The following is a 24,002-nucleotide window of genomic DNA, read 5'->3' as shown; positions in this document are numbered from 1 at the left end:
CTGTAACCCATTGGGTGCAGAAAAGGAGTGCACGATGCAACCTTCTGTAAAAGCTCTGCTTGCCCTCACCTGCATGACCCTCAGCAGCGTCAGCCTTGGCGCCCAGACCCTGACCATCGCCACCGTCAACAACAGCGACATGATCCGCATGCAAAAGCTCTCGAAGACCTTCGAGGCCGCGCATCCGGACATCAAGCTCAATTGGGTGGTGCTCGAAGAAAACGTCCTGCGCCAGCGCCTGACCACCGACATCGCCACCCAGGGCGGGCAGTTCGACGTGCTGACCATCGGCATGTACGAAGCCGCACTCTGGGGCGCCAAGGGCTGGCTGGAACCGATGAAGGATTTGCCGGCCAGCTACGCCCTCGACGATGTGTTCCCGTCGGTGCGCGAAGGCCTGTCCGTCAAAGGCTCGCTGTATGCGCTGCCGTTCTACGCCGAAAGCTCGATCACCTACTACCGCACCGACCTGTTCAAGGACGCCGGCCTGAGCATGCCCGAGCGCCCGACCTGGGAGCAGATCGGTGAATTCGCCGCCAAACTGAACAAACCCGAGCAGGAACAGTACGGCATCTGCCTGCGGGGCAAGGCCGGCTGGGGCGAGAACATGGCGCTGATCAGCACCGTCGCCAACGCCTACGGCGCTCGCTGGTTCGATGAACAGTGGCAGCCGGAATTCAACGGCCCCGAGTGGAAAAACGCGCTGAACTTCTACGTCGACACCATGAAGAAATCCGGCCCGCCGGGCGCCTCGAGCAATGGTTTCAATGAAAACCTGGCGTTGTTCAACAGCGGCAAATGCGCAATCTGGGTCGATGCCAGCGTCGCCGGCTCGTTCGTCACCGACAAGGCCCAGAGCAAGGTCACCGATCACGTCGGTTTCACCTATGCGCCGAATCAGGTCACTGACAAGGGCTCGGCCTGGCTCTACTCCTGGGCGCTGGCCATTCCCACCAGTTCCAAGGCCAAGGACGCGGCGAAAACCTTCAGTGCCTGGGCCACCTCCAAAGAATACAGCGCACTGGTCGCGGAAAAAGACGGCATCGCCAACGTGCCGCCGGGCACCCGGGCCTCGACCTACAGCGAGGCGTACATGAGCGCTGCGCCGTTCGCCAAGGTCACGCTGGATTCACTCAAGGCCGCGGACCCGAGCAAGCCGGGCGCCAGACCTGTGCCGTACATCGGCATCCAGTTGGTGACCATTCCCGAGTTCCAGGGCATTGGTACCCAGGTCGGCAAGTCCTTCTCTGCGGCGTTGATCGGCCAGACCACGGTCGACCAGGCCCTGGCGGCGGCCCAGCAAACCACTGCACGCGAAATGAAGCGCGCGGGTTATCCCAAGTAATTTCGCACGCCCTCTGTAGGAGCGAGCTTGCTCGCGATGGTGTGTCAGTTGACGCCGTCGTGCCTGACACTCCATCGCGAGCAAGCTCGCTCCTACAGGGATCTTCATTGTTCGTTCCAATCGGTTTAACACCATGAATACATCAACTGCCAAAGCTCACATGGACATTGCCCAACCGCAGCGCAAACGCCGCGTGACCAATCCCGGCTGGTTTCTGGTCAGCCCTTCGGTGGCATTGCTGCTGTTGTGGATGATCGTGCCCCTGGGCATGACCCTCTACTTCTCGACCATCCGCTACAACCTGCTCAATCCGGGTGAAAACGAATTTGTCGGGCTAGAGAACTTCTCTTATTTCCTGACGGACTCGGGCTTCCTGCCCGGCGCCAGCAACACGCTGTTGCTGGTGGGCAGCGTGCTGCTGATCAGCGTGGTGTTCGGCGTGCTGATCAGTGCTTTGCTGGAGGCCAGTGAGTTTTTCGGTCGCGGCATCGTGCGGGTGCTGCTGATCTCGCCGTTTTTCATCATGCCCACGGTGGGCGCGCTGATCTGGAAGAACCTGATTTTCCATCCGGTGTCGGGGATTCTCGCCTACGTCTGGAAGCTGTTCGGCGCGCAACCGGTGGACTGGTTGGCGCACTACCCGCTGCTGTCGATCATCATCATTGTCTCGTGGCAATGGCTGCCCTTCGCGATCCTGATCCTGATGACCGCCATGCAGTCCCTCGACCAGGAACAGAAAGAAGCCGCGCGCCTGGACGGTGCCGGGCCTATCGCGATTTTCTGGCACCTGACATTGCCACACCTGGCACGGCCGATTGCGGTGGTGGTGATGATCGAAACCATCTTCCTGCTCTCGGTGTTCGCCGAAATCTTCACCACCACCAACGGCGGCCCCGGCTACGCCTCGACCAACCTCGCGTACCTGATCTACAACCAGGCGTTGGTGCAGTTCGACGTTGGCATGGCCTCGGCGGGCGGCTTGATCGCCGTGGTCATCGCCAACATCGCCGCGATCATTCTGGTGCGAATGATCGGCAAAAACCTGACCGACAAAGCCTGAGGCCTGCCATGACTCTTCAACAATCCCGTCGCTTGCAAAGCCTGCTGCTCGGTACGTTGGCCTGGGCCATCGCGATCCTGATCTTCTTCCCGATCTTCTGGATGGTGCTGACCAGTTTCAAAACCGAAATCGATGCCTTCGCCACGCCACCGCAGTTCATCTTCATGCCGACGCTGGAAAACTACCTGCACATCAACGAACGCAGCGACTATTTCAGTTTCGCCTGGAACTCGGTGGTGATTTCCTTCAGCGCCACAGCCCTGTGCCTGCTGATCGCGGTGCCGGCGGCCTACTCCATGGCGTTCTACGAAACCCAACGCACCAGAGGCACGTTGCTGTGGATGCTCTCGACCAAGATGCTGCCGCCGGTGGGCGTGCTGATGCCGATCTATCTGCTGGCCAAGAGTTTCGGCCTGCTCGATACGCGCGTTGCACTGATCGTGATCTACACGCTGATCAACCTGCCGATCGTGGTCTGGATGATTTACACCTACTTCAAGGACATCCCCAAGGACATCCTCGAAGCCGCGCGCCTGGACGGCGCAACGCTGGCGCAGGAAATGCTCCGGGTGTTGCTGCCCATCGCCAAGGGCGGTCTGGCGTCCACGGTGCTGCTGTCGCTGATCCTGTGCTGGAACGAGGCCTTCTGGTCGCTGAACCTGACCTCGTCGAAAGCCGCGCCGCTCACTGCATTGATCGCTTCCTACTCCAGCCCCGAAGGGCTGTTCTGGGCCAAGTTGTCGGCCGTCTCGACCCTGGCCTGTGCGCCGATCCTGATCTTCGGCTGGATCAGCCAGAAACAACTGGTACGCGGCCTGTCGTTCGGCGCCGTGAAATGAAGATCGCCGACCTGATGCGATCCCTGTGGGAGCGAGCCTGCTCGCGATGGACGTGAACGATAACGCGTGCCGACAGGAAGAACGCGCCGCCTACAAATTTATCGCGAGCAAGCTCGCTCCTACAGAAAAATAAAAGGAGGCCCATTCCCATGGCCAACCTGAAAATCAAAAATCTGCAAAAAGGCTTCGAAGGCTTTTCCATCATCAAGGGCATTGACCTGGAAGTGAACGACAAGGAATTCGTGGTCTTCGTCGGCCCGTCGGGCTGCGGCAAATCCACGTTGCTGCGGCTGATCGCAGGGCTGGAAGAAGTCAGCGGCGGCACCATCGAACTCGATGGCCGCGACATCACCGAAGTGAGCCCCGCCAAGCGCGACCTGGCGATGGTGTTCCAGACCTACGCCCTGTACCCGCACATGAGCGTGCGCAAGAACATGTCGTTCGCCCTCGACCTGTCCGGCGTGGCGAAGGCCGAGGTGGAGAAAAAGGTCAGCGAAGCGGCGCGCATCCTCGAACTGGGGCCGATGCTGGAGCGCAAGCCCAAGCAACTGTCCGGCGGTCAGCGCCAACGCGTGGCGATTGGCCGCGCCATCGTGCGCAACCCGAAAATCTTCCTGTTCGACGAACCGTTGTCCAACCTCGATGCCGCCCTGCGCGTGCAGATGCGCCTGGAACTGTTGCGCCTGCACAAAGAACTGCAAGCCACGATGATCTACGTGACTCACGATCAGGTCGAAGCGATGACCATGGCCGACAAAGTGGTCGTACTCAATGGCGGCAAGATCGAGCAAGTCGGCTCGCCGCTGGATCTCTATCACCAACCGGTCAACCTGTTCGTCGCCGGTTTCCTCGGCACGCCGAAAATGGGCTTTCTCAAAGGCAAGGTCACACGCACCGACAGCCAGGGCTGCGAAGTGCAACTGGACGCCGGTACCCGCATCAGCCTGCCCTTGAGCAGCAGACATCTGAGCGTCGGGAGCGCAGTGACGCTGGGCATCCGCCCCGAGCATCTGGAACTGGCCAAACCCGGCGGCTGCACCTTGCAGGTCACCGCCGATGTCAGCGAACGCCTGGGCAGCGACACCTTCTGCCACGTCCTGACCTCGTCCGGCGAAGCCCTGACCCTGCGCGTTCGCGGCGATCTGGCCAGCCGTTATGGCGAAACCCTGAGCCTGCACCTGGATGCACAACACTGCCATTTATTCGATGCCGACGGCGTGGCACTGACCCGCCCGCTACGCGTTGCTGCCTGATTTCAGAGAGCCTGAGATGAAACTGAACAAACAGAACCTCAACCGCCTCGCGCCTGAAGTGGTCCTGCCCGCCTACGCGTTGGGCGATACCCGCCAAGGCATCGCGCACATCGGCGTCGGCGGTTTCCATCGCGCCCATCAGGCGTTTTACACCGATGCACTGATGAACACCGGAGAGGCGCTGGACTGGGCAATCTGTGGTGTCGGCCTGCGTGCCGAGGACCGCCGCGCCCGTGACGATCTCAAGGAGCAGGACTACCTGTTTACCTTGTTCGAGCTTGGTGATAACGACGACACCGAAGTGCGAGTGATTGGCGCCCTTCGCGACATGTTGCTGGCAGAGGACGATGCCCAGGCGTTGATCGACAAACTGGCCAGCCCCGAGATCCGCATCGTCTCGCTGACCATCACCGAAGGCGGTTACTGCATCGACGACAGCACCGGCGAGTTCATGGCGCACTTGCCGCAGATCCAGCATGACCTGGCGCACCCGGAGGCGCCGAAAACCGTGTTCGGTTTCCTCTGTGCCGCACTGGCCAGGCGCCGCGCCGCAGGCACGCCGGCCTTCACCCTGATGTCCTGCGATAACCTGCCGCACAACGGTGCCATCACCCGTAAGGCCCTGTTGACCTTCGCCGCCTTGCACGACAACCAATTGCGCGACTGGATCGACGCCAACGTCAGTTTCCCCAACGCCATGGTCGATCGCATCACGCCGATGACCAGCATCCAACACCGTTTGCAACTGGCCGACCAGCATGGGCTGGACGATGCCTGGCCGGTGGTCTGCGAACCCTTTTTGCAATGGGTGCTGGAAGACAAGTTCGTCAACGGTCGCCCGGCCTGGGAAAAGGTTGGCGTGCAGTTCACCGACGACGTCACGCCCTACGAAGAAATGAAGATCAAGCTGCTCAACGGCAGTCATCTGGCGCTGACGTACCTGGGATTCCTGAAGGGTTACCGCTTCGTCCATGAGACCATGAACGACCCGCTGTTCGTGCGCTACATGCGCGCCTGCATGGACCTGGATGTGACGCCGCAGCTGCCGGCGGTGCCGGGAATTGACCTGGCCGAGTACAAGAACACCCTGGTGACGCGCTTCTCCAATCAGGCAATTGCCGATCAACTTGAACGGGTGTGTTCGGACGGCTCGTCGAAGTTTCCGAAATTCACCGTGCCGACCATCAATCGCTTGATCGCCGATGGCCGCGAGACCAAACGCGCGGCGTTGGTGGTGGCGGCGTGGGCGTTATACCTCAAGGGCGTGGATGAACATGGCGAGACCTATTCGATACCGGACCCGCGCGCAGCGTTCTGCCAGACGCTGGTGGCCGATGATGCGTTGATTACCCAGCGTTTGTTGGCGGTCGAGGAGATTTTTGGTACGGCGATTCCCCGCTCGGCGGAGTTTGTCGCGGCGTTCGAGTGGTGTTGCAACAGTTTGCGCGAGGTGGGGGTGTCGCGGACGCTGGAACGGGTGCTGGCTTGAGGTCGGTGGTGTAGCAACTGCCGTCATCGCGAGCAGGCTCGCTCCCACATTGACTGTGTTTCAACCGCAAAACGGATGATCACCTCAGCCCCCTGTGGGAGCGAGCCTGCTCGCGATGAGGGTTTACTGATATCGAAGGATTCTGCATGACAACCCGACAACTCTTCCTCGGCATCGACTGCGGCACTCAGGGCACCAAAGCCATCATCCTAGACACGGCCAGTGGCGAAGTGCTCGGTCAGGGAGCGGCCGCCCACACGATGATCAGCGGCGCCAATGGCCGCCGTGAACAGGACACCCAGCAGTGGCTGGAAGCCTTCACCACCGCCACCCGCCGCGCCTTGCTTGCGGCTAAAGTCGATGGCCAGTCGATCCTCGGCATTGGCGTCTCCGGCCAGCAACATGGCCTGGTGCTGCTCGACGATCAGGGCAAGGTATTGCGTGCGGCCAAGCTCTGGTGCGACACCGAAACCACCCCGGAAAATGACCGCCTGCTGGCCCATCTGGGTGGCGAAAAGGCTTCGCTGGAACGCCTCGGCGTGGTCATCGCGCCGGGCTACACCCTGTCCAAACTGCTATGGACCAAAGAGCAGCATCCCGAGGTGTTTTCCCGCATCGCCCGCATCCTTCTGCCCCACGACTACCTCAACCATTGGCTCACCGGCCGCAGTTGCAGCGAGTACGGTGATGCCTCGGGCACCGGGTATTTCAATGTGCGTACGCGCCAGTGGGATTTGCAATTGTTGCGGGACATCGACCCGAGCGGACGCCTGCAAGCTGCCCTGCCGGAGTTGATCGATGCCCACCAGGCGGTCGGCACGATTCTGCCGGGCATTGCCGAACACCTGGGCATCAACCCGCGGGCACTGGTGTCCAGTGGCGGCGGCGACAACATGATGGGCGCCATTGGCACCGGCAACATCCAGCCCGGGGTGATCACCATGAGCCTCGGTTCGTCGGGCACGGTTTACGCCTACGCTGATCAGCCGAACGTCGCCGCAGATGCCGCGGTAGCCACCTTCTGTTCTTCCAGTGGCGGCTGGTTGCCATTGATCTGCACCATGAACCTGACCAACGCCACCGGCCTGATTCGTGACCTGCTGGACCTCGACATCGATCAGTTCAACGAGCTCGTTGCCCGGGCGCCGATCGGTGCCGAAGGCGTTTGCATGCTGCCGTTTTTCAACGGGGAGCGGGTGCCCGCCCTGCCCCACGCCAGCGGCAGCCTGTCGGGCCTGACCACGACCAACCTGACCCGGGCCAACCTGTGCCGCGCGGTGGTCGAAGGCACGACGTTCGGTTTGCGTTACGGACTGGACCTGCTGCGCCGCAATGGCTTACAAAGCCGCAGCATTCGGCTGATCGGCGGCGGTTCGAAAAGCGCGGTGTGGCGGCAGATCGTCGCCGACACCATGAATACCCCGGTGATCTGCACCGAACAAAGCGAGGCCGCGGCTCTCGGTGCGGCGATCCAGGCGGCATGGTGCGTATCCCGGGCGAACGGGCACGAACACAGCCTGGCGGACTTGTGCGAGCGCTGCGTCAAACTCGATCCGGCCAGTGAAACCCTGCCGGTCGCCGACAATGTACACGCCTGTCAGCAGGCGTATGAACGCTATCAACAGCATGTCGCAACCCTTTGAAGAGTGAATAACTATGTACCTGGTGTGTGGCGAAGCGCTGTTCGATTTTTTCAGTGAAAACGACGCCAGCGGTGTGGCTTCCAAAGTGAACTTCAAAGCCATTGCCGGTGGTTCGCCGTTCAATGTGGCGGTGGGCTTGCGCCGATTGGGCGTGGACGCGGCGCTGTTGGCCGGGTTGTCCACCGACTACCTGGGCCGTCGCCTGCTGCAAGTGTTACAAGATGAAGGCGTGTGCCAGGACTACCTGCTGGATTTTGCTGCGCCGACCACCCTGGCGATGGTCGCCGTGGGGGCCAATGGCTCGCCGCAGTACAGCTTCCGTGGCGAGGGCTGCGCGGATCGACAATTGCAACCGCAGCACCTGCCGGCACTCGGGCCTGAGGTGCGCGGCCTGCATATCGGCTCGTTTTCCCTGGTGGTGCAGCCGATTGCCGACACCCTATTGGCGCTGGTGCGCCGGGAAAGCGGCAGGCGCCTGATCAGCCTCGATCCGAACGTGCGCCTGAATCCGCAGCCGGACATTGACCTGTGGCGTAACCGGATCGCGACGCTGGTGGAGCTGGCTGACCTGATCAAGGTCAGCGACGAGGACCTGCATCTGCTGTATCCCGACCAGGATCCGGCGCGGGTGATCGAAGGCTGGTTACAGCACCGTTGTCAGCTGGTGTTCCTGACCCGGGGTGGCGAAGGCGCCAGCGTGTTTAGCCGGACCCACGGCTCGTGGTCGGCTCCTGCCTGTGAGGTAAAAATCGCCGACACTGTGGGCGCGGGCGATACCTTTCAGGCGGCGCTGATTACCTGGCTGACCGAACAGCAGCTGGATTCGGTGGAGGGTGTGAAGCAACTTGGCCGCGAGCAGATCGACCGCATGCTGAAGTTCGCGGTCCAGGCGGCGGCGCTGACGTGCAGCAAGACCGGGCCGGATTTGCCTTATCGCAAGCAACTGGATTTGCGCTGAATTCGAGGGCCTGCTCGCGATGACTTTCCATCAGGCGCCCGATGGTCTTAACTGATACACAGGATCGCGCATCCGCGACAGGCGGCGTTTAAGCCGGGTTAACCCTCGTTTAACCGTGCGGTCCAACACTTCACTGGACCGCACGCCCTCAGACTGTTCTGACGCCCAGTGCGGCAGGTTCGACAAGCCACACATCGAACTGACTTTCCGTCCGCACCGGAGATCGCAGATGAACACTCGCACCCTGCTGGTTACCGCCGCCCTCGCCTGCACCGCGTTTGCCGGCCTGGCTCAGGCCAATGACACCACTGACTCTCAAGCCGTGCCCTATCACTACGGCATGCCATTGCATGTCAGCAAAGTGATTTCACTGACCGAGCCGGACACCCTTGAGTGCAAAGTGGTAAATGCCGAGATGAAGTACATCGATGACAGGGGAAAACCCGCAGAAATTACCTACCGTAAACTTTCCGACGCCTGCGAGAATCAGGGCTGACCGAAAAGTCTGATTTGCTGGCGGTTGCCGTTGAACTGGCGCTGGGCCTGGCGTTCTTCCAGACCCGGCGCGTGTCGGTGCAACTCGAAACCGCAGGTTAAAGCGCTTTGCCCAGCATCGAGTGCGGCTCGACCTCTACGTGATGCTGTCTGGAACGCAGTTGGGTAATCAACTCGTTGATTTCCCGGCAACCATTGAGCCCGGAAGCATCAATGCCGGTGACCAATAGATCCAAGTGATCGGTTTGCCCGTCTGCATAGACCTTGACGGTCATCGACAGATCCGGTGACAGCGTGCACTGGCAGCGTTTGGGCAGAAAACTGCTTTCGATGATGTTGCGAAGTTCCAAGGCAGAAAGAAACATGGCGGCTCCCTCCTATGTGAGACTGCCAATAACGGTCAATGCTCGCTCATATGAAATCCCGGCAAGCTTCAAGGACAGCTACAGCATAAGGCATGCCCTGAATTTCGCCGTGCAGCTCATCGGTAATTCAAGGGTTTAGGCAAGTCACCCGTTGAACCTGTCATGCAGTTTGCAAAAAAGCACCCCTTGTGATCGTGCAATTTGCATGCTGGGCGCTGCAGGTTTGCTTTCACTGCACATGGCAGTGAGAATGCCGCCCTTCAATTCAAGCAAGGAGGCAACCATGAGTTCTTTGACTGCACACGCGACACTCGGGTTATTCGCTCTCGGACTGACGGGTCTGGCACACGCCGCCAAACTCGAAGACACCGCGCCCTATCCAAAGGCCGAAAGCGGGTTTACCCGCCAGGTGATCCACCTCGCGCCACAGCTCCGGGAAAACGACTTCCAGGTCGAGATCCTGGCCGGCAAGATGATGACCATCGACTGCAATAACCCGCGTCTGGGTGGCATCCTCGAAGAGAAGAATCTCGAGGGCTGGGGCTACCCGTTCTATCGCCTGGAAAACGTCATTGGCCCGATGAGCACGCTGATGGCCTGCCCGGACGGCACGCGCAAACAGGATTTTGTACCGGTGGTCGGTGACGGCTTTCTGCTGCGTTACAACAGCAAGCTGCCACTCGTGCTGTACGTACCCAAGAACATCGAAGTGCGCTACCGAATCTGGTCGGCGTCGAACAAGGTCGAGAAAGCCACTCAGGAATAACCCGGCCATCCGGCGGACCCCCGTGGCGCCCGCTTGCGGCGCCCGCTGTCGGCCTGCCCGAGACTCATGCCGCAGCGCCACTCAACGCAGCTCGCTCGGCCACATGCCCCAGGCTGTCGAAATTGATGTTGGCACCCGAGTCGATGGCGACCAGGGTCTGACCACGAGCGCCGCTCTGTGCCACGTACTTTTTGATCCCGGCCACCGCCAGCGCGCCGGAAGGTTCGGTGATCGAGCGGGTATCGTCATAGATATTCTTGATCGCGGCGCAAAGCTCATCGTTGCTGACCGTCACCACCTCATCGACGCAAAACCGGCAGACCTCAAACCCGTAAGCGCCGATCTGTGCCACCGCCACCCCGTCGGCGAAGGTGCCGACGCTGGGCAGGATCACTCGCTCACCGGTGAGCAACGCGGCTTGCAGGCACGCGGAATGCTCCGACTCGACGCCGATGATGCGCACCTCGGGCCGCAAGTATTTGACGTAAGCGGCGATGCCTGCGATCAGCCCCCCGCCACCCACCGGCACGAAGATCGCATCCAGCGGCCCTTGATGCTGGCGCAGGATTTCCATGGCCACCGTGCCTTGCCCCGCGATCACTTGCGGATCGTCGAAGGGCGAAACAAAGGTGCGACCGGTTTCCCGGGCCAGATCCAGCGCATAGGCCAGTGCAAACGGAAAACTTTCGCCGTGCAACACCGCATCGGCGCCGCGACTGCGCACCCCGATGACCTTCAATTGCGGCGTCGTGCAGGGCATGACGATAGTCGCGTTGATCCCCAATTCCCGTGCCGCCAGCGCCACGCCCTGCGCATGATTGCCGGCAGAAGCCGTGACCACACCACGAGTCTTTTGCGCCTCGCTCAGTTGCACCAGCTTGTTGTAGGCGCCGCGGATCTTGAAGGAAAAGGTCGGTTGCAAGTCTTCGCGCTTGAGCAGGATCTGATTACCCAAGGCTACAGACAAGGCCGGCGCCGCTTGCAACGGCGTGCGCACAGCCAGTTCATACACCGGCGCGACAAGGATTTTTTTCACGTAGCGCTCAAGCAGGGCTTGTTGATCGGCTGTAAAACTCATGGTCGTCTCCTGACATTGATCGGGGCCCGGGAGACAGAAAGTAAAAACCCGCCTCAAGGGCGGGTTGGGTGCTGCAGTCGTGAGCTAGCCCGCCAAATGAGGAATGGCGGTAATAATGCTTGGCTGGCAGCGCAATACGGTGGAAGTCATGGCTCGAAATTAGCCGGGCGGTGGTAGCAAGTCAATGGCAAGTTTTTGTAGATGCCTTTAGTCAGCCGGCAACTTCAACCCGACTTTGTAAACGCCACCGTTCTCCTCATCGGTCAGCACATACAAATAGCCATCCGGCCCCTGTCGCACATCGCGAATGCGTTTTTTCAACTCACCGAGCAAACGCTCCTCGTGCACGACCTTGTCGCCATCGAACTCCAGGCGGATCAGTTCCTGGCTGACCAACGCGCCGATAAACACGTTGCGTTGCCAGGCCTTGAAACGGTCGGCATCGTAGAACGCCATGCCACTCAGGCCCGGGGATTTTTCCCAGACATGGTTCGGGGCAACGGTGCCCTCGACGGTATCACCCTTCGCTTCGGGAATCGGTAGACCGGAGTAGTTGATGCCATGGGTCGCCAGCGGCCAGCCGTAGTTCTTGCCACGCTCGATGATGTTGATTTCATCGCCGCCCCGGGGGCCATGTTCGTTTTCCCAGAGTGTGCCGTTCCACGGGTTGAGCGCCGCGCCTTGCGGATTGCGCTGGCCGTAGGACCAGATCTCCGGGCGCACGTTGGCTTGGCCGACAAAGGGGTTGTCCTTGGGCACCGTGCCGTCCGGGTAGATCCGCACCACTTTGCCCTGCAGTTTGTCGAGGTCCTGGGCGGTCGGGCGGTCGTTGTTTTCCCCCAGGGTCACGAACAGGTAGCCGTCGCGATCGAACACCAGCCGCGAGCCGAAATGGTTGCCCACCGAGAGTTTGGGTTCCTGACGCAGGATCACGTGGAAGTCCTTGAGCGCCGTCATATCGTCGCAGAGCCGGCCGCGCCCCACCGCAGTACCGGCCTTGTTGTCCTCACCACCCCCTTCGGCATAGGACAGATAGACCGTCCGGTCCTGCTTGAAATCCGGTGACAACGCCACGTCCAGCAAGCCGCCCTGCCCCTTGGCCCAGACCGTTGGCACGCCATTGAGCGGCGCTGACAGCTTGCCGTCGGCGGTCACCCATCGCAGGTTGCCGGGTCGTTCGGTTACCAGCATGCCTTTACGATCCGGCAGGAATGCCAGGGCCCACGGGTGCTCCAGCCCCGTCACGACGGGGGTGACCTCGAGGGTGCCTGCTTCGCTTTTCATCGTCCAGGCGGGTGCGGCAAGCACAGGAACAGTGGTGCTGATCAATACGCTGGCACAGAGGGTTGCCAAGAGGTTTTTGCGCAACATTCAGGATTCCTTTTCCGATAGACATGAGGTTTGGTGAAAAATAGCGGGCAGAGGTGATGCCTGCTACTCAACGGTTGTTGCTGCCGGTGTCTCGCGGGGCAGGATTGGGAATGAATTTCGGAGGGCTGGCGGGAGCGGTCCGGTCGGGATAGCGATTACCGATGCCACCGTTGTCCAGTGTCGGCGAGCGCTGGACCGGCACGGTATTGGGTCCGCGTATGGCCGGGGCGCTGGGTTGAGTGCCTTGCATGCTGTTGGGGTTGGCCCGGTGGATCGGACTGTTGTAAGGATTGTTGTTGGTGCGGCCCGGCAGGTTCTGGGCCAATTGCAACGCAGCAGAGGCATCGGCCAGAGAGCCCAATATGGCACTCAAGGCCAGCACAATGGCGCCAAACACGTATCGGTTCATGGGGTGCCTCTCTACGTCGCGTGGATAAGGACTTCGATACCACGCTACGCCCGGGGTTCGGTTTTGTTAACAAAAACCTCCCCGGCAAGATGTAACAGGCTGGATGTTCCGACGATGACATCAGCAGCCCGAACATCCCCCCTCAAATCAGAATAAAGACCGCCAGCAGCCCGGCAAAGATCGACCACTTTGCAAGGTAGTAAAGCGTGCGATTGCGCTTTTTCAGTTGTTTGCCGTGCAGGCGAACCTTGTAGATCCTGCTGAACAGCCGATTGAGCCCGCCGGTCCTGTCGCCCGCCTCGTTCGGCGCGCCTGCCGCCGACATGACTGTGCGGCTGAACCAGCGATTGAATGCCACAACCCAGCGATATTTCATCGGCCGCTCGACGTCGCAGAACAAGATGATGCGATTGTGCGGCGTGGTGTTCTCTGCGTAATGAATGTAGGTCTCATCGAACATCACCGCTTCGCCATCGCGCCAATGGTAGTTCTGGCCATCGACATTGATGTAGCAGCCGGCAGCGTTGGGGGTTTCCAGGCCCAGGTGATAACGGTACGAACCGGCGTACGGATCGCGATGGCGCACCAGTCTGGAGCCCGGGGGCAGCTCGGCGAACATCGCCGCCTTGATCGAGCCAATGCCCTGTACCAGCTCAGTGGTACGCGGGCAGAGTTTCATCGCCGACGGGTGGCTGTCGCCGTACCACTTGAGATAGAAGCGCTTCCAGCCGGTCTTGAAAAACGAGTTGAAACCGACGTCATCGTATTGATTCGAGCGCTTGATCTCGCCGGTGTGAAGCAAGTTCTGGCCTTCGGCACGAATTTCTTCCCAATGCGCCTGCAGCGGGCTCAGGTCGGGAAAGTCGGCCGGGTCGAGATAAGGCTTGTTGGGGATTTTCGAAAACAGATAAAGAAAGCAATTGATCGGCGCCAGAAACGTCGAGTGATCACTCAACTGGCGGCCCAGCTTGTGGCGCACCTGACCGCGCAGGTGGACATACGCAATGCAGACAACGTAGATAACGGCAATGATGAGTTTCACGGAAATCGTCACAGATCGGAAGTAAACAAGCTGCGCCCTCCCGGGTCTTGTGCAGCGACTGGTTACGAAACAGCGGCCCCTTAGTGCCATCAAGCCTAGCCGATGGTCGGTTTTCGGCTGATGGATGGCATTTTAGCCACAGTTTGTAACCAATGGTTAACCTGCAACTGCGAAAATGTGTCCGCAAAATCCGCCAAAGCGTTGCAGTGGTCTCAACGCCCTATCGTTTAAAGAGCCAGACCAGTACAATTGCCGCCAAACTTTACGTGCCTCTTCGCTGATGACGGGAAAACCCGCTTTCAGCGCACTTTGATTCGGGTCAAGCGCGGTACTGCCGCAACCCTGGCTACTCTGAATGCTTCGCAGGAAAAACCTTTGATTTCTACAGCTAACATCACGATGCAGTTCGGCGCCAAGCCGCTCTTCGAAAACGTTTCGGTCAAGTTCAACGGTGGCAACCGTTACGGTCTGATCGGCGCCAACGGTTGCGGCAAGTCGACCTTCATGAAGATTCTCGGCGATGACCTCGAGCCGTCCGGCGGCCAGGTCATGCTGGAACCGAACGTGCGCCTGGGTAAATTGCGCCAGGACCAGTTCGCCTACGAAGAATTCAACGTGATCGACACCGTGATCATGGGTCACGAAGAGCTGTGGAAGGTCAAGGCCGAGCGCGACCGCATCTACTCGCTGCCGGAAATGAGCGAAGAAGACGGCATGGCCGTGGCCGAGCTGGAAACCGAATTCGCCGAAATGGATGGCTACACCGCCGAATCCCGTGCCGGTGAACTGCTGCTGGGCCTGGGTATCCCCCTGGAACAGCATTTCGGTCCGATGTCCGAAGTGGCTCCGGGCTGGAAACTGCGGGTGTTGCTCGCTCAGGCACTGTTCTCCGATCCGGAAGTGCTGTTGCTCGACGAACCGACCAACCACCTGGACATCAACACCATCCGCTGGCTGGAAACGATCCTCAAGGCGCGTAACAGCACCATGATCATCATTTCCCACGACCGTCACTTCCTTAACAGCGTCTGCACTCACATGGCCGACCTGGACTACGGTGAGTTGCGCCTGTTCCCGGGCAACTACGACGAGTACATGACCGCGGCGACCCAGTCCCGCGAGCAACTGCTGTCGGACAACGCCAAGAAGAAAGCGCAGATCTCCGAACTGCAGACCTTCGTCAGCCGCTTCTCGGCCAACGCCTCGAAAGCCAAGCAGGCCACGTCCCGTGCCAAGCAGATCGACAAGATCCAGCTGGCCGAAGTCAAGCCATCGAGCCGCGTGAGCCCATTCATCCGCTTCGAACAGACCAAGAAACTGCACCGCCAGGCCGTGACCATCGAGCAGATGTCCAAGGGCTTCGATGGCAAGACCCTGTTCAAGAACTTCAGCTTCACCGTCGAAGCTGGCGAGCGCGTAGCGATCATCGGCCCGAACGGTATCGGCAAGACCACCCTGCTGCGCACCCTGATGGGTGAGCTGACACCGGACGCCGGTTCCGTGAAATGGACCGAAAGCGCGGAGCTGGGCTACTACGCCCAGGACCATGCCCACGACTTCGAAGACGACGTCAGCCTGTTCGACTGGATGGGCCAGTGGACCCAGGGCGAGCAGATCATTCGCGGCACACTGGGCCGGATGCTGTTCTCCAACGACGAGATCCTCAAGTCGGTCAAGGTGATTTCCGGTGGTGAACAAGGTCGCATGCTGTTCGGCAAGCTGATCCTGCAAAAGCCGAACGTACTGGTGATGGACGAACCGACCAACCACTTGGACATGGAATCCATCGAGTCGCTGAACCTGGCGCTGGAGAACTATCCGGGCACGCTGATCTTCGTCAGCCACGACCGTGAGTTCGTATCGTCCCTGGCCACCCGCATCATCGAGTTGAGCCCTAACGGCGTAACCGACTTCAGCGGCACCTACGACGACTACCTGCGTAGTCAGGGTGTGGTGTTCTAAAGCGACCTCGCTGCACTTGTAGGAGCGAGCTCGCTCGCGAAAAACGTCTGGATAACGCGTTCATTCAGGTTGAGCGCGTTATCGTTGTCGTCCATCGCGAGCGAGCTCGCTCCTACAGTGAGGTAGCCCATGAGATATAGTTAGCCTGCTTTCTTTTATCCCACCGCCACGCCATGATGCAGTTCTCCCACCGCCGCCCGCGAACGAGCCCTCATGTCTGTGCAGCAAATTGCCCCGCAAAGCTCCATGGCGATCACCCTGCAGATCGTCTCCATCGTCTTCTATACCTTCATCGCCTTCCTCTGCATCGGTTTGCCGATTGCGGTACTGCCGGGTTATGTCCACGAGCAGCTCGGGTTCAGCGCCATCGTGGCCGGGTTGACCATCGGCTCGCAATACCTCGCCACCCTGCTCAGCCGGCCCATGGCCGGGCGGATGTCCGACAATGTTGGCACCAAGCGCGCAATCATCTACGGCTTGTCGGGGATTGTGCTCAGCGGCGTGCTGACCTTGCTGTCGACCCTGTTGCAAGGCTTTCCCTTGCTCAGCCTGCTGATCCTGATCGCCGGGCGCCTGTTGCTGGGGATCGCCCAAGGATTGATCGGCGTCGGCACCATCAGTTGGTGCATGGGCCAGGTCGGTGCCGAGCATACCGCGCGGTCGATTTCCTGGAACGGCATCGCGTCCTATGGGGCGATTGCCATCGGTGCGCCGCTCGGTGTGGTGATGGTGCAACAGCTCGGTTTCGCCAGCCTGGGCATTGCCCTGTCGCTGCTGGCCCTGGCCGCACTGTTGCTGATTCGCAACAAGCCTTCGGTGCCGGTGGTACGCGGTGAGCGCCTGCCGTTCTGGGCGGTGTTTGGACGTATTGCGCCGTTTGGCGCGAGCCTGAGCCTGGCGTCCATTGGCTACGGCACCCTGACGACCTTTATCACCCTGTACTATCTCAATCGCGGCTGGACCGGCGCGGCCTACTGCCTGACTGTGTTTGGCGTGTGTTTCATTCTGTCGCGACTGCTGTTCATTTCCGCCATCAGCCGATTCGGCGGGTTCACGTCGGCCATTGCCTGCATGGGCATCGAGACGGTTGGCCTGGTGCTGCTATGGCTGGCACCTTCGACCGCGTATGCGCTCATTGGCGCCGGTCTGACCGGGTTCGGCCTGTCCCTGGTGTACCCGGCGCTGGGTGTCGAGGCCATCAAACAGGTGCCCAACTCCAGCCGTGGCGCGGGCTTGAGTGCTTATGCGGTGTTTTTTGACCTGGCGCTGGCCATCGCCGGCCCGTTGATGGGCGCAGTGGCGTTGAACCTGGGTTATGTGTGGATTTTCTTCAGTGCGGCGTTGTTGTCGGTGACGGGGTTGGGGTTGACCCTGCTACTCAAGCGTCGCAGTGACCTGTAGGAGCGAGCTTGCTCGCGAAGAGGGAGTGTCAGACAACATCATTCCTGGCTGATCCACCGTCTTCGTCGGAACGCCGCCCGGAGCAAGCTCGCTCCTAAAGGGCCGCGCGCACATTATTGATCGGCGGTTTGCATCCCCGCCCGGGTCGCTCTGCCCAGGGTGCGCGAGAAGAACCTTCCGGCTTCAGAGATCAAATTGCGGTGTATATCTTGCCGATCGACGCCATCGGCATCGGTGCACAGCGCGGGCATGATCACGATCTGCTCGTCATTGCACGGCGCCATGAACACGAAATGCCCTGCCCCGGCCAGCAGCTTGAAGTCAGGCGCTGTCGGCAGTTTGCGCGCCAGTGCCGCAGCGTTCTTGTCGACAGCCACCAGCTTGTCGCCATCGCCGCTGTAAAGCAGCACCGGCACATGTACATCGGCCAGGGTGTGGCGGCCGAACTTCAGGCTCAAAGGCGCCATCAGCATCAAGGCGTGGACGCGAGGATCGGCCACCGGTTGCAGGTCGTCGCGGTCGACAATCAGTTCACCCTGGGTGTTGCAGGCATCGCGGTCATCCGGGCGCTCCTGGCAATAACGGCGCAGGCGATCCAGGTCCGGGGTCGCACCGGACAGAATCAATGCGGTCTCGCCACCGGCCGAGTAACCGATGACCCCTACCTGCTCGGCATTGACGAACGGCGACAGCATACGATCGCCCAAGGTAGCGGTAATGGCTTCGGAAATCTGGATCGGCCGGCCGTACAGGTTACTCAAGGTACCGAGTCGGCTGTGGTCCCTGGAGTTGTCACCGGGGTGAATCACCGCCACTACGACAAAACCCTTTCGCGCCAGCGACGTGGCAAGGTCGTGCAGGGCCAAGGGGGTGCCGGTGTTACCGTGGGACAGCATCAGCATCGGGAACCGGCCAAGGGCGACTTTGGTGTCCTCCCCGGCTTCGACGGTGTAACCCTCGAGCTTGCTGGTGTGCTCCCTATCACTGGACGGATAAAAGGCGATGGCGCGCATCGGCTGCAGGTCCAGTGGGTCGAGAAAAGTCATCTCATGGAAGCCGACGCTCCAGTGAGGATGCGGCGCAGGCGCGGCGTGCACTGTATTCAGGCTGCTGAGCAGGCAAATCAGCAAAGTTGCACAAAGACGCACCATGGGATGCCCCACCTGTTACCGGACTTGAGACGTAAGCCCTTGACTGCATAAGTCGGGCCATAATCTGAAACGACCAGAAACAAAAAACTCCGTAGCTGGTACTTGCGTAACCAGAATACAGAGTTTTTTGGGGCTGTACCGGAACGGTTGAGTTCTTTACGCAAGCCTTACGCAGCGGCGAACAATTGCTCGCTGATTTGCGCATGAGCAGCGCTCATGGCTTTGTTGCGCACCTCGTCACCGTAAGCCAGGCCTTCGGCGCGGACGATTTCGATGTCGGTGATGCCGATGAAACCGAACAGCAGCTTCAAATATTCTTCGTGGGCAACACCGCTTGCCTGACCGGCGTGCATGCCACCGGAAGTCGAGACGATCACCACTTTCTTGCCGCCGCACAGGCCTTCAGGGCCGGCTTCGGTGTAACGGAAGGTCTGACCGGCGACGGCGATGCGGTCGATCCAGGCCTTCAGTTGAGTCGGGATGGTGAAGTTGTACATTGGTGCTGCAATCACCACGGCATCGGCAGCCAGGAATTCGGCCAGGGTCGAGGCGCTCAGTTCGGCTTCATGCTGTTGTGCGGCATTGCGCAGTTCAGCGGTGGTGCCGGCGGCGACCAGGGTAGTGGCGGAAAAGTGGCTGATGGCGTCGGCGGCCAGGTCGCGATAGGTCACCACGGCAGTAGGCTCGGCGGCTTGCCAGGCTTTGACGACTTCGCCGCTCAGCTGACGGGAAGCCGAGTTGTCGCCCAGGATGCTCGAATCGATATGCAGCAGTTTCATGTGGGATCTCCAAGTGAGGATCGCCCACAAGGGCGATCTGATGGGACTAATCCTACAGACGAAACCAATAGCTGATTAGACGGCAATAATGCGATAGTTCGTCTCACAGATAGAACAATCAGGTTCACATCATGCAAGACCTCAACGACCTGTATTACTTCGCCAAAGTGGTGGAAGCCGGTGGTTTCGCGGCAGCCGGGCGTTTGCTGGGCATCCCCAAGTCCCGATTGTCACGGCGCATCGCCGAACTGGAAGAACGCCTTGGCGCTCGCTTGCTGCAACGCACCACCCGACAGCTGAAATTGACCGCTGTGGGTGAGCGCTACCTCAGGCACTGCCAGGCGATGCTGCTGGAGGCGGAAATGGCCGACGAGGCCGTCGCCAGCATGTCCAGCGAGCCCCGCGGGCGTTTGCGGGTGTCCTGCCCGGTCGGGCTGGCCCACGAAATATTGCCGGGGGTGATCAGCGACTTTCTGGAACGGTTTCCACAAGTCCAGCTGGAGGTGATGCTGCTCAACCGGCGGGTCGACCTGGTGAACGAAGGCATTGACGTGGCCCTGCGTGTGCGCGAACTGGGCGACGAAGACCCGCTGCTGGTCACCCGCCGGCTACGTCAGGCGCAGATGCTGATGGTCGCCAGCCCCGGTTTCCTCGTTGGCCGTGAGATCAACCACCCCGAGGATCTGAAAAGCCTGCCGGTGCTCGGCGCCCTGGAGCCCGACCGCCTGGTGCACATCCGCCTGCTGGATCAAAAAGGCAAAAGTTGTGAACTCGCGCTCGAGGCCCGGCTGGGTATCGATGACTTTATCGTGCGCAAGGCCAGCACCCTCTCCGGTCTGGGTTTTACGATGCTGCCCATGATGTATTGCGAGCAGGAGCTGGAAAACGGCTCGCTGGTGCAGTTGCTACCCGAGTGGTCATTGCCCGGTGGCTGGCTGCAAGCGGTCTATCCTCATCGACGCGGGGTGATGCCGGCGGTACGCGCCTGGATTGACCATTTGGTCGAATCCTTCAATGCCTGTGGGGAACGATTGTTATGAAAGCCGGACGGATGAGCGAAGAGGATGTCGCGAAGTTTTGCCTCGCCCTGCCGGGAGCGCGGGAAGATTATAAATGGGGAGGCGTACGGGTGTTTTCGATTGCCGGGAACAAGATGTTCGCGTTGCAGGGCCTGCGGGGTGATTCCCTGGCCTTCAAGGTCGACAAGGATCTGTTTCTCGGCCATTGCGACCGACCGGGGATTCATCCGGCGCCTTATCTGGCGCGCGCCCAGTGGATCATCATGGAGACGCCCTACCCGCTCGGTAGCGAAGAGCTACAGGGATTGCTGCAGCGTTCCCACCAGTTGGTGGTGAGCAGACTGCCAAAGCGCACTCAAGTCGGACTGTTGCTTTAGGGCCTTGTTGATCAGAACAAGGCGAACAGGTGTGCGCCGAGGAACAGGTGATCGATCCAGAACACCTGGTGCAGTAGCACGATGATCCAGAACACCAACTGGTACGAGACTTTGCGGGTTTTGTGCCGAAATGCTTGCTGGGCCAGCAAGGCACCGGGCCAGCCTCCGGCGAACTCCAGCGCATGCAGGACATTCTCTGGCGTGCGCCATTGCTCGGCGCGAGCCTTGCGCTTGTCGCTCCAGTACAGCAAAAACGTCACGACGCTGACGATGCCGTAGGCCGCCAGGGGAATCAGCGACTCCCCGTGCAGCCATGACGACACCGAACCCGACAGCGGCAACGCGCACAGGATTGCAAACACCAGCCACTTCAACCGTGAATGGCGGATCTGTCCCCCGGGCTGGCGCCCGGGGTTATTGCGCGCGCTTGAGTCACTCACGGCTTGACCGCGCTCCAGTCGACCCAACCGAATTGCCAGGTCGCCAGGATGATCAGGCCGAACACAATGCGATACCAGGCAAACGCCGCATAGCTGTGGTTGGCGATGAACTTGAGCAACCCGCGGACCGCGATCATCGCGAAGACGAACGCGGTGACGAAACCGATCGCGAACACCGGGAAATCCGCCGGGACAAACAGGTGGCGGTATTTATAGCCAGAGTACACCGCTGCGCCGACCATGGTTGGCATCGCCAGGAAGAACGAGAACTCGGTAGCGGTCTTGCGCGACAGGCCGAACAGCAACCCGCCAATGATCGTCGAGCCCGAACGCGAAGTGCCCGGAATCATGGCCAGGCATTGGGCGAAGCCGACTTTCAGGGCATCTTTCCAGGTGATGTCATCCACCGTTTCGGCGTGTACTTCATGCTGACGGCGCTCGGCCCACAACATGATGATCCCGCCCACGACCAGCGCCGTTGCCACGGTGATCGGGTTGAACAGGTATTCGTGGATCAAATCGGCGAAGATCACGCCCAACACCACGGCCGGCAAGAACGCGATCAACAGGTTCGCGGTAAACCGCCGGGCGCCCGGCTGGGTCGGCAGACCGATGACCACGTCGAATATCTTGCGTCGAAACTCCCACACCACTGCCAGGATGGCACCCAGCTGAATAATGATGTTGAACGCCATCGCCCGCTCACCCCCGAAACCGAGCAAGTCGGCCACGATGATCTGGTGGCCGGTACTGGAAATGGGCAGGAATTCGGTCAGCCCTTCTACAACCCCAAGAATCAATGCCTGAAAGGCGGTCCAAAGATCCATCAATCCCCCAAAAGGCTATGCGCATTGGCATGCCCCGTTAGTATTTTTCAAAAGCTTTAATTGCGATCAGCGTAGCTGAAGCCCCACGCATCAAGGATCACCACAGAACCGTAAAAATCCTGTGAAAAAACAATCCTGATTCGGGTTTATCCGCGCGGGGCCGAAATCCTACCAGACAAGTCCGATTGGCGCTGCCGCGTTATCGGCCGCCGCTCGCTCAGGCGCGTGCGGCAACGCGTGGCTGGATGCTGGCAATGGTTTATGACAGGAACAAGAATCCGCAGTGACCGCGTTATGAACACCTCCTGTAGGAGCGAGCTCGCTCGCGAAAAAACGCCAACGATAATGCGCAGAACCTGACAAACCGCGGCGTCCTGGCGTCCATCGTCGGATCGCCGCCCGGAGCAAGCTCCCACAGGTCCACATCTCCCTACAGGAATCTCCGTGCCGATCCGGTTACAATCCGTGCCCTTTTCGATTTTCCCAAGGAGCCTCCATGTCCGGGCTTGAACTGTTTGCCGCCGCCCTCGGTGTCATTGCCGTCTGGTTGACAGTCAAACAGAACCCTTGGTGCTGGCCCATCGGCCTGGTCATGGTGTTGCTCTACAGCTGGATCTTTTTTGAGGTGAAGCTGTATTCGGACATGCTGCTGCAAGTCGTCTATGCCGCCTTACAGCTTTACGGTTGGTGGCAGTGGACGCGGATGGGTGAAACGACCCATGGCCGCGAAGTCAGTCGGCTCGACACTCGGTCCGTGGCGTTGAGCCTTGCCATTGGCGCACTCGGCAGCCTGTTGCTGGGGGCGGCCATGGTCCGCTGGACCGACGCTGCCCAACCCTGGCTCGATGCGGCGCTGACCGGATTCAGCCTGGTGGCGCAAGTCTGGATGGCGCAAAAACGTGTCCAGTGCTGGCCGCTGTGGATCGCCCTGGATGTGATTTTCGTCGGGTTGTTCATCTATAAAGGCCTGTACCTGACCGCCACCCTGTACGGGTTGTTCACCGTGATCGCCGTGCAGGGCTGGCGCGAATGGCGCGCCGATCCGGCATTGCACGCATGAAAGTCCTGGTGCTCACAGGCCCCGAATCCAGCGGTAAAAGCTGGCTGGCGGCCGAGTTGCAACTGCGTTTCGGCGGGATTCTGGTCGACGAGTATGTGCGCTGGTTCATCGAGCAGAATCCGCGGGACACCACCTTGGCCGACATTGCGGACATCGCCCGCGGTCAATTGGCATGGGAAGACCAGGCGCGGGCGCAACAACCGTCTTTGCTGATCCTCGACACGCACCTGCTGAGCAATATCCTCTGGAGCCAAACCCTGTTTGGCGACTGCCCCGCCTGGATCGAACAAGCGCTACTGGCCCGGCATTACGACTTGCACTTGCTGCTGTCGCCGGAACAGGTCGACTGGAAGGATGATGGCCAGCGTTGCCAGCCCCGGTTGAGTGAGCGCCAGGCATTTTTCGAGCAGACCCTGGCCTGGCTCGAGCGCCACGCACAACCGGTTCAAGTACTGCAGGGAGATTGGGCCGAACGCCGTTTCCAGGCACTGGACGCGGTGACCCGATTGCTCGATGCCTGACCGGCGTTCGGGGCAATTTCCCCACCATCCCCCCAACCCCCGGGGAAAAGTGTCCGGCCCTGAAACACCCTCCCTACCGCAAACCGCCCATTTCAGCGCCCGTCACCGTTTGATCATCGGGTTTGTTAAGACATTGATACAACATCACTGAAACCCTTGTTCCAGAGCGGTCTATCCGCATTTACGGGCTGCCTGCGCGGGGTTTTGTCTCAGCTTTGAAACATCCTCGACAAAGGGTATCCGGACGACATCCATAAGCCATTGAATCAACACGAGATTCAAATACCGGCACAGCTTTCGCTCACTCCTTCACACAGCCGACCAGAGCCAGCCTACATGAGAAGGAAAGAGC

24 protein-coding genes are annotated in these 24,002 nt (G+C 60.2%); 15 read left to right on the top strand and 9 right to left on the bottom strand.

Going from position 1 to position 24,002, the window contains the following annotated elements; genetic code table 11:
- Window positions 1-34 precede the first annotated feature (34 nt).
- The 8 genes from C8K63_RS15625 to C8K63_RS15590 all read left to right on the top strand — a co-directional run bounded on the left by C8K63_RS15625 (window position 35) and on the right by C8K63_RS15590 (window position 9,083).
- Entirely contained in the window at window positions 35-1,345 is a 1,311-nt protein-coding gene (locus C8K63_RS15625; protein WP_108217524.1) for a sugar ABC transporter substrate-binding protein, read from the top strand.
- Between the two features lie 133 nt (window positions 1,346-1,478).
- The gene (locus C8K63_RS15620; RefSeq protein WP_108217523.1) at window positions 1,479-2,405 is read left to right on the top strand and encodes a carbohydrate ABC transporter permease; all 927 of its coding nucleotides are present in this window, start codon (window positions 1,479-1,481) and stop codon (window positions 2,403-2,405) included.
- An 8-nt stretch (window positions 2,406-2,413) separates the two neighbouring features.
- Window positions 2,414-3,244: a carbohydrate ABC transporter permease gene (locus C8K63_RS15615; RefSeq protein WP_108217522.1), complete on the top strand. Its 831-nt coding sequence runs from the start codon at window positions 2,414-2,416 to the stop codon at window positions 3,242-3,244.
- A gap of 149 nt (window positions 3,245-3,393) precedes the next feature.
- On the top strand, window positions 3,394-4,497 hold the full coding sequence (locus tag C8K63_RS15610) for an ABC transporter ATP-binding protein (protein WP_108217521.1): 1,104 nt from the start codon (window positions 3,394-3,396) through the stop codon (window positions 4,495-4,497).
- Between the two features lie 16 nt (window positions 4,498-4,513).
- Window positions 4,514-5,986 carry a mannitol dehydrogenase family protein gene (locus C8K63_RS15605; protein WP_108217520.1) on the top strand — a complete coding sequence of 491 codons (1,473 nt, stop codon included), beginning with the start codon at window positions 4,514-4,516 and terminating at the stop codon, window positions 5,984-5,986.
- Window positions 5,987-6,132: 146 nt separating this feature from the next.
- Window positions 6,133-7,629 (top strand): xylulokinase, encoded by a 1,497-nt coding sequence (xylB, locus tag C8K63_RS15600; protein ID WP_108217519.1) that lies wholly within the window; start codon window positions 6,133-6,135, stop codon window positions 7,627-7,629.
- Between the two features lie 13 nt (window positions 7,630-7,642).
- A complete protein-coding gene (locus tag C8K63_RS15595) occupies window positions 7,643-8,587 on the top strand; it encodes a carbohydrate kinase (protein ID WP_108217518.1) in 945 nt (314 codons plus the stop codon).
- A gap of 229 nt (window positions 8,588-8,816) precedes the next feature.
- Entirely contained in the window at window positions 8,817-9,083 is a 267-nt protein-coding gene (locus C8K63_RS15590; RefSeq protein ID WP_108217517.1) for a DUF2790 domain-containing protein, read from the top strand.
- Between the two features lie 97 nt (window positions 9,084-9,180).
- Here C8K63_RS15590 and C8K63_RS15585 read toward each other — a convergent pair whose 3' ends face one another.
- Window positions 9,181-9,447 carry a DUF1652 domain-containing protein gene (locus C8K63_RS15585; protein ID WP_108217516.1) on the bottom strand — a complete coding sequence of 89 codons (267 nt, stop codon included), beginning with the start codon at window positions 9,445-9,447 and terminating at the stop codon, window positions 9,181-9,183.
- 283 nt (window positions 9,448-9,730) lie between these two features.
- Here C8K63_RS15585 and eco point away from each other — a divergent pair, with 283 nt between their 5' ends.
- Window positions 9,731-10,213 carry a serine protease inhibitor ecotin gene (gene eco / locus C8K63_RS15580; protein ID WP_108217515.1) on the top strand — a complete coding sequence of 161 codons (483 nt, stop codon included), beginning with the start codon at window positions 9,731-9,733 and terminating at the stop codon, window positions 10,211-10,213.
- Window positions 10,214-10,277: 64 nt separating this feature from the next.
- On the opposite strand, the gene ilvA is transcribed toward eco, so the two are convergent.
- The 4 genes from ilvA to lpxO all read right to left on the bottom strand — a co-directional run bounded on the left by ilvA (window position 10,278) and on the right by lpxO (window position 14,113).
- Window positions 10,278-11,291: a threonine ammonia-lyase, biosynthetic gene (gene ilvA / locus C8K63_RS15575; protein ID WP_108217514.1), complete on the bottom strand. Its 1,014-nt coding sequence runs from the start codon at window positions 11,289-11,291 to the stop codon at window positions 10,278-10,280.
- Window positions 11,292-11,498: 207 nt separating this feature from the next.
- Window positions 11,499-12,662: a PQQ-dependent sugar dehydrogenase gene (locus C8K63_RS15570; RefSeq protein ID WP_108217513.1), complete on the bottom strand. Its 1,164-nt coding sequence runs from the start codon at window positions 12,660-12,662 to the stop codon at window positions 11,499-11,501.
- 67 nt (window positions 12,663-12,729) lie between these two features.
- A complete protein-coding gene (locus C8K63_RS15565; RefSeq protein ID WP_108217512.1) occupies window positions 12,730-13,071 on the bottom strand; it encodes a hypothetical protein in 342 nt (113 codons plus the stop codon).
- A gap of 142 nt (window positions 13,072-13,213) precedes the next feature.
- Window positions 13,214-14,113: a lipid A hydroxylase LpxO gene (lpxO, locus tag C8K63_RS15560; protein WP_108217587.1), complete on the bottom strand. Its 900-nt coding sequence runs from the start codon at window positions 14,111-14,113 to the stop codon at window positions 13,214-13,216.
- Window positions 14,114-14,488: 375 nt separating this feature from the next.
- On the opposite strand from lpxO, the gene C8K63_RS15555 reads away from it, so the two are divergent.
- Both C8K63_RS15555 and C8K63_RS15550 read left to right on the top strand, forming a co-directional pair.
- Window positions 14,489-16,075, top strand: coding sequence for an ABC-F family ATPase (locus C8K63_RS15555; protein WP_108217586.1), 1,587 nt, complete (start codon window positions 14,489-14,491; stop codon window positions 16,073-16,075).
- Window positions 16,076-16,288: 213 nt separating this feature from the next.
- Entirely contained in the window at window positions 16,289-17,476 is a 1,188-nt protein-coding gene (locus C8K63_RS15550) for an MFS transporter (protein WP_108217511.1), read from the top strand.
- Between the two features lie 113 nt (window positions 17,477-17,589).
- On the opposite strand, the gene C8K63_RS15545 is transcribed toward C8K63_RS15550, so the two are convergent.
- The gene (locus tag C8K63_RS15545) at window positions 17,590-18,627 is read right to left on the bottom strand and encodes a dienelactone hydrolase (protein WP_108217510.1); all 1,038 of its coding nucleotides are present in this window, start codon (window positions 18,625-18,627) and stop codon (window positions 17,590-17,592) included.
- Between the two features lie 167 nt (window positions 18,628-18,794).
- Window positions 18,795-19,406 (bottom strand): FMN-dependent NADH-azoreductase, encoded by a 612-nt coding sequence (locus C8K63_RS15540; protein ID WP_108217509.1) that lies wholly within the window; start codon window positions 19,404-19,406, stop codon window positions 18,795-18,797.
- A 131-nt stretch (window positions 19,407-19,537) separates the two neighbouring features.
- Here C8K63_RS15540 and C8K63_RS15535 point away from each other — a divergent pair, with 131 nt between their 5' ends.
- Both C8K63_RS15535 and C8K63_RS15530 read left to right on the top strand, forming a co-directional pair.
- Window positions 19,538-20,446, top strand: a complete 909-nt coding sequence (locus C8K63_RS15535; protein WP_108217508.1) for a LysR substrate-binding domain-containing protein — start codon at window positions 19,538-19,540, stop codon at window positions 20,444-20,446.
- On the top strand, window positions 20,443-20,802 hold the full coding sequence (locus C8K63_RS15530) for an MmcQ/YjbR family DNA-binding protein (protein ID WP_108217507.1): 360 nt from the start codon (window positions 20,443-20,445) through the stop codon (window positions 20,800-20,802). Before C8K63_RS15535 ends, C8K63_RS15530 begins: the two co-directional genes overlap by 4 nt.
- Window positions 20,803-20,813: 11 nt before the next feature.
- Here the strand turns inward: C8K63_RS15530 and C8K63_RS15525 are convergent, their stop codons facing one another.
- Together C8K63_RS15525 and C8K63_RS15520 are read right to left on the bottom strand one after the other, a co-directional pair.
- A complete protein-coding gene (locus C8K63_RS15525; RefSeq protein WP_108217506.1) occupies window positions 20,814-21,242 on the bottom strand; it encodes a DUF1294 domain-containing protein in 429 nt (142 codons plus the stop codon).
- Complete coding sequence (locus tag C8K63_RS15520) at window positions 21,239-22,069, bottom strand: undecaprenyl-diphosphate phosphatase (RefSeq protein WP_108217505.1); 831 nt, start codon at window positions 22,067-22,069, stop codon at window positions 21,239-21,241. Before C8K63_RS15520 ends, C8K63_RS15525 begins: the two co-directional genes overlap by 4 nt.
- Window positions 22,070-22,565: 496 nt before the next feature.
- Here C8K63_RS15520 and pnuC point away from each other — a divergent pair, with 496 nt between their 5' ends.
- Window positions 22,566-23,129 carry a nicotinamide riboside transporter PnuC gene (pnuC, locus tag C8K63_RS15515; RefSeq protein ID WP_108217504.1) on the top strand — a complete coding sequence of 188 codons (564 nt, stop codon included), beginning with the start codon at window positions 22,566-22,568 and terminating at the stop codon, window positions 23,127-23,129.
- On the top strand, window positions 23,126-23,650 hold the full coding sequence (locus C8K63_RS15510) for an AAA family ATPase (RefSeq protein WP_108217503.1): 525 nt from the start codon (window positions 23,126-23,128) through the stop codon (window positions 23,648-23,650). Before pnuC ends, C8K63_RS15510 begins: the two co-directional genes overlap by 4 nt.
- Window positions 23,651-24,002: the final 352 nt, after the last annotated feature.

Origin of the sequence: Pseudomonas sp. GV085 (assembly GCF_003050925.1) — a bacterium.
Classification (GTDB): Bacteria; Pseudomonadota; Gammaproteobacteria; order Pseudomonadales; family Pseudomonadaceae; genus Aquipseudomonas.
The sequence above is the reverse complement of the archived record's forward strand: the minus strand, read 5'-3'. Positions and strand labels throughout refer to the sequence as shown.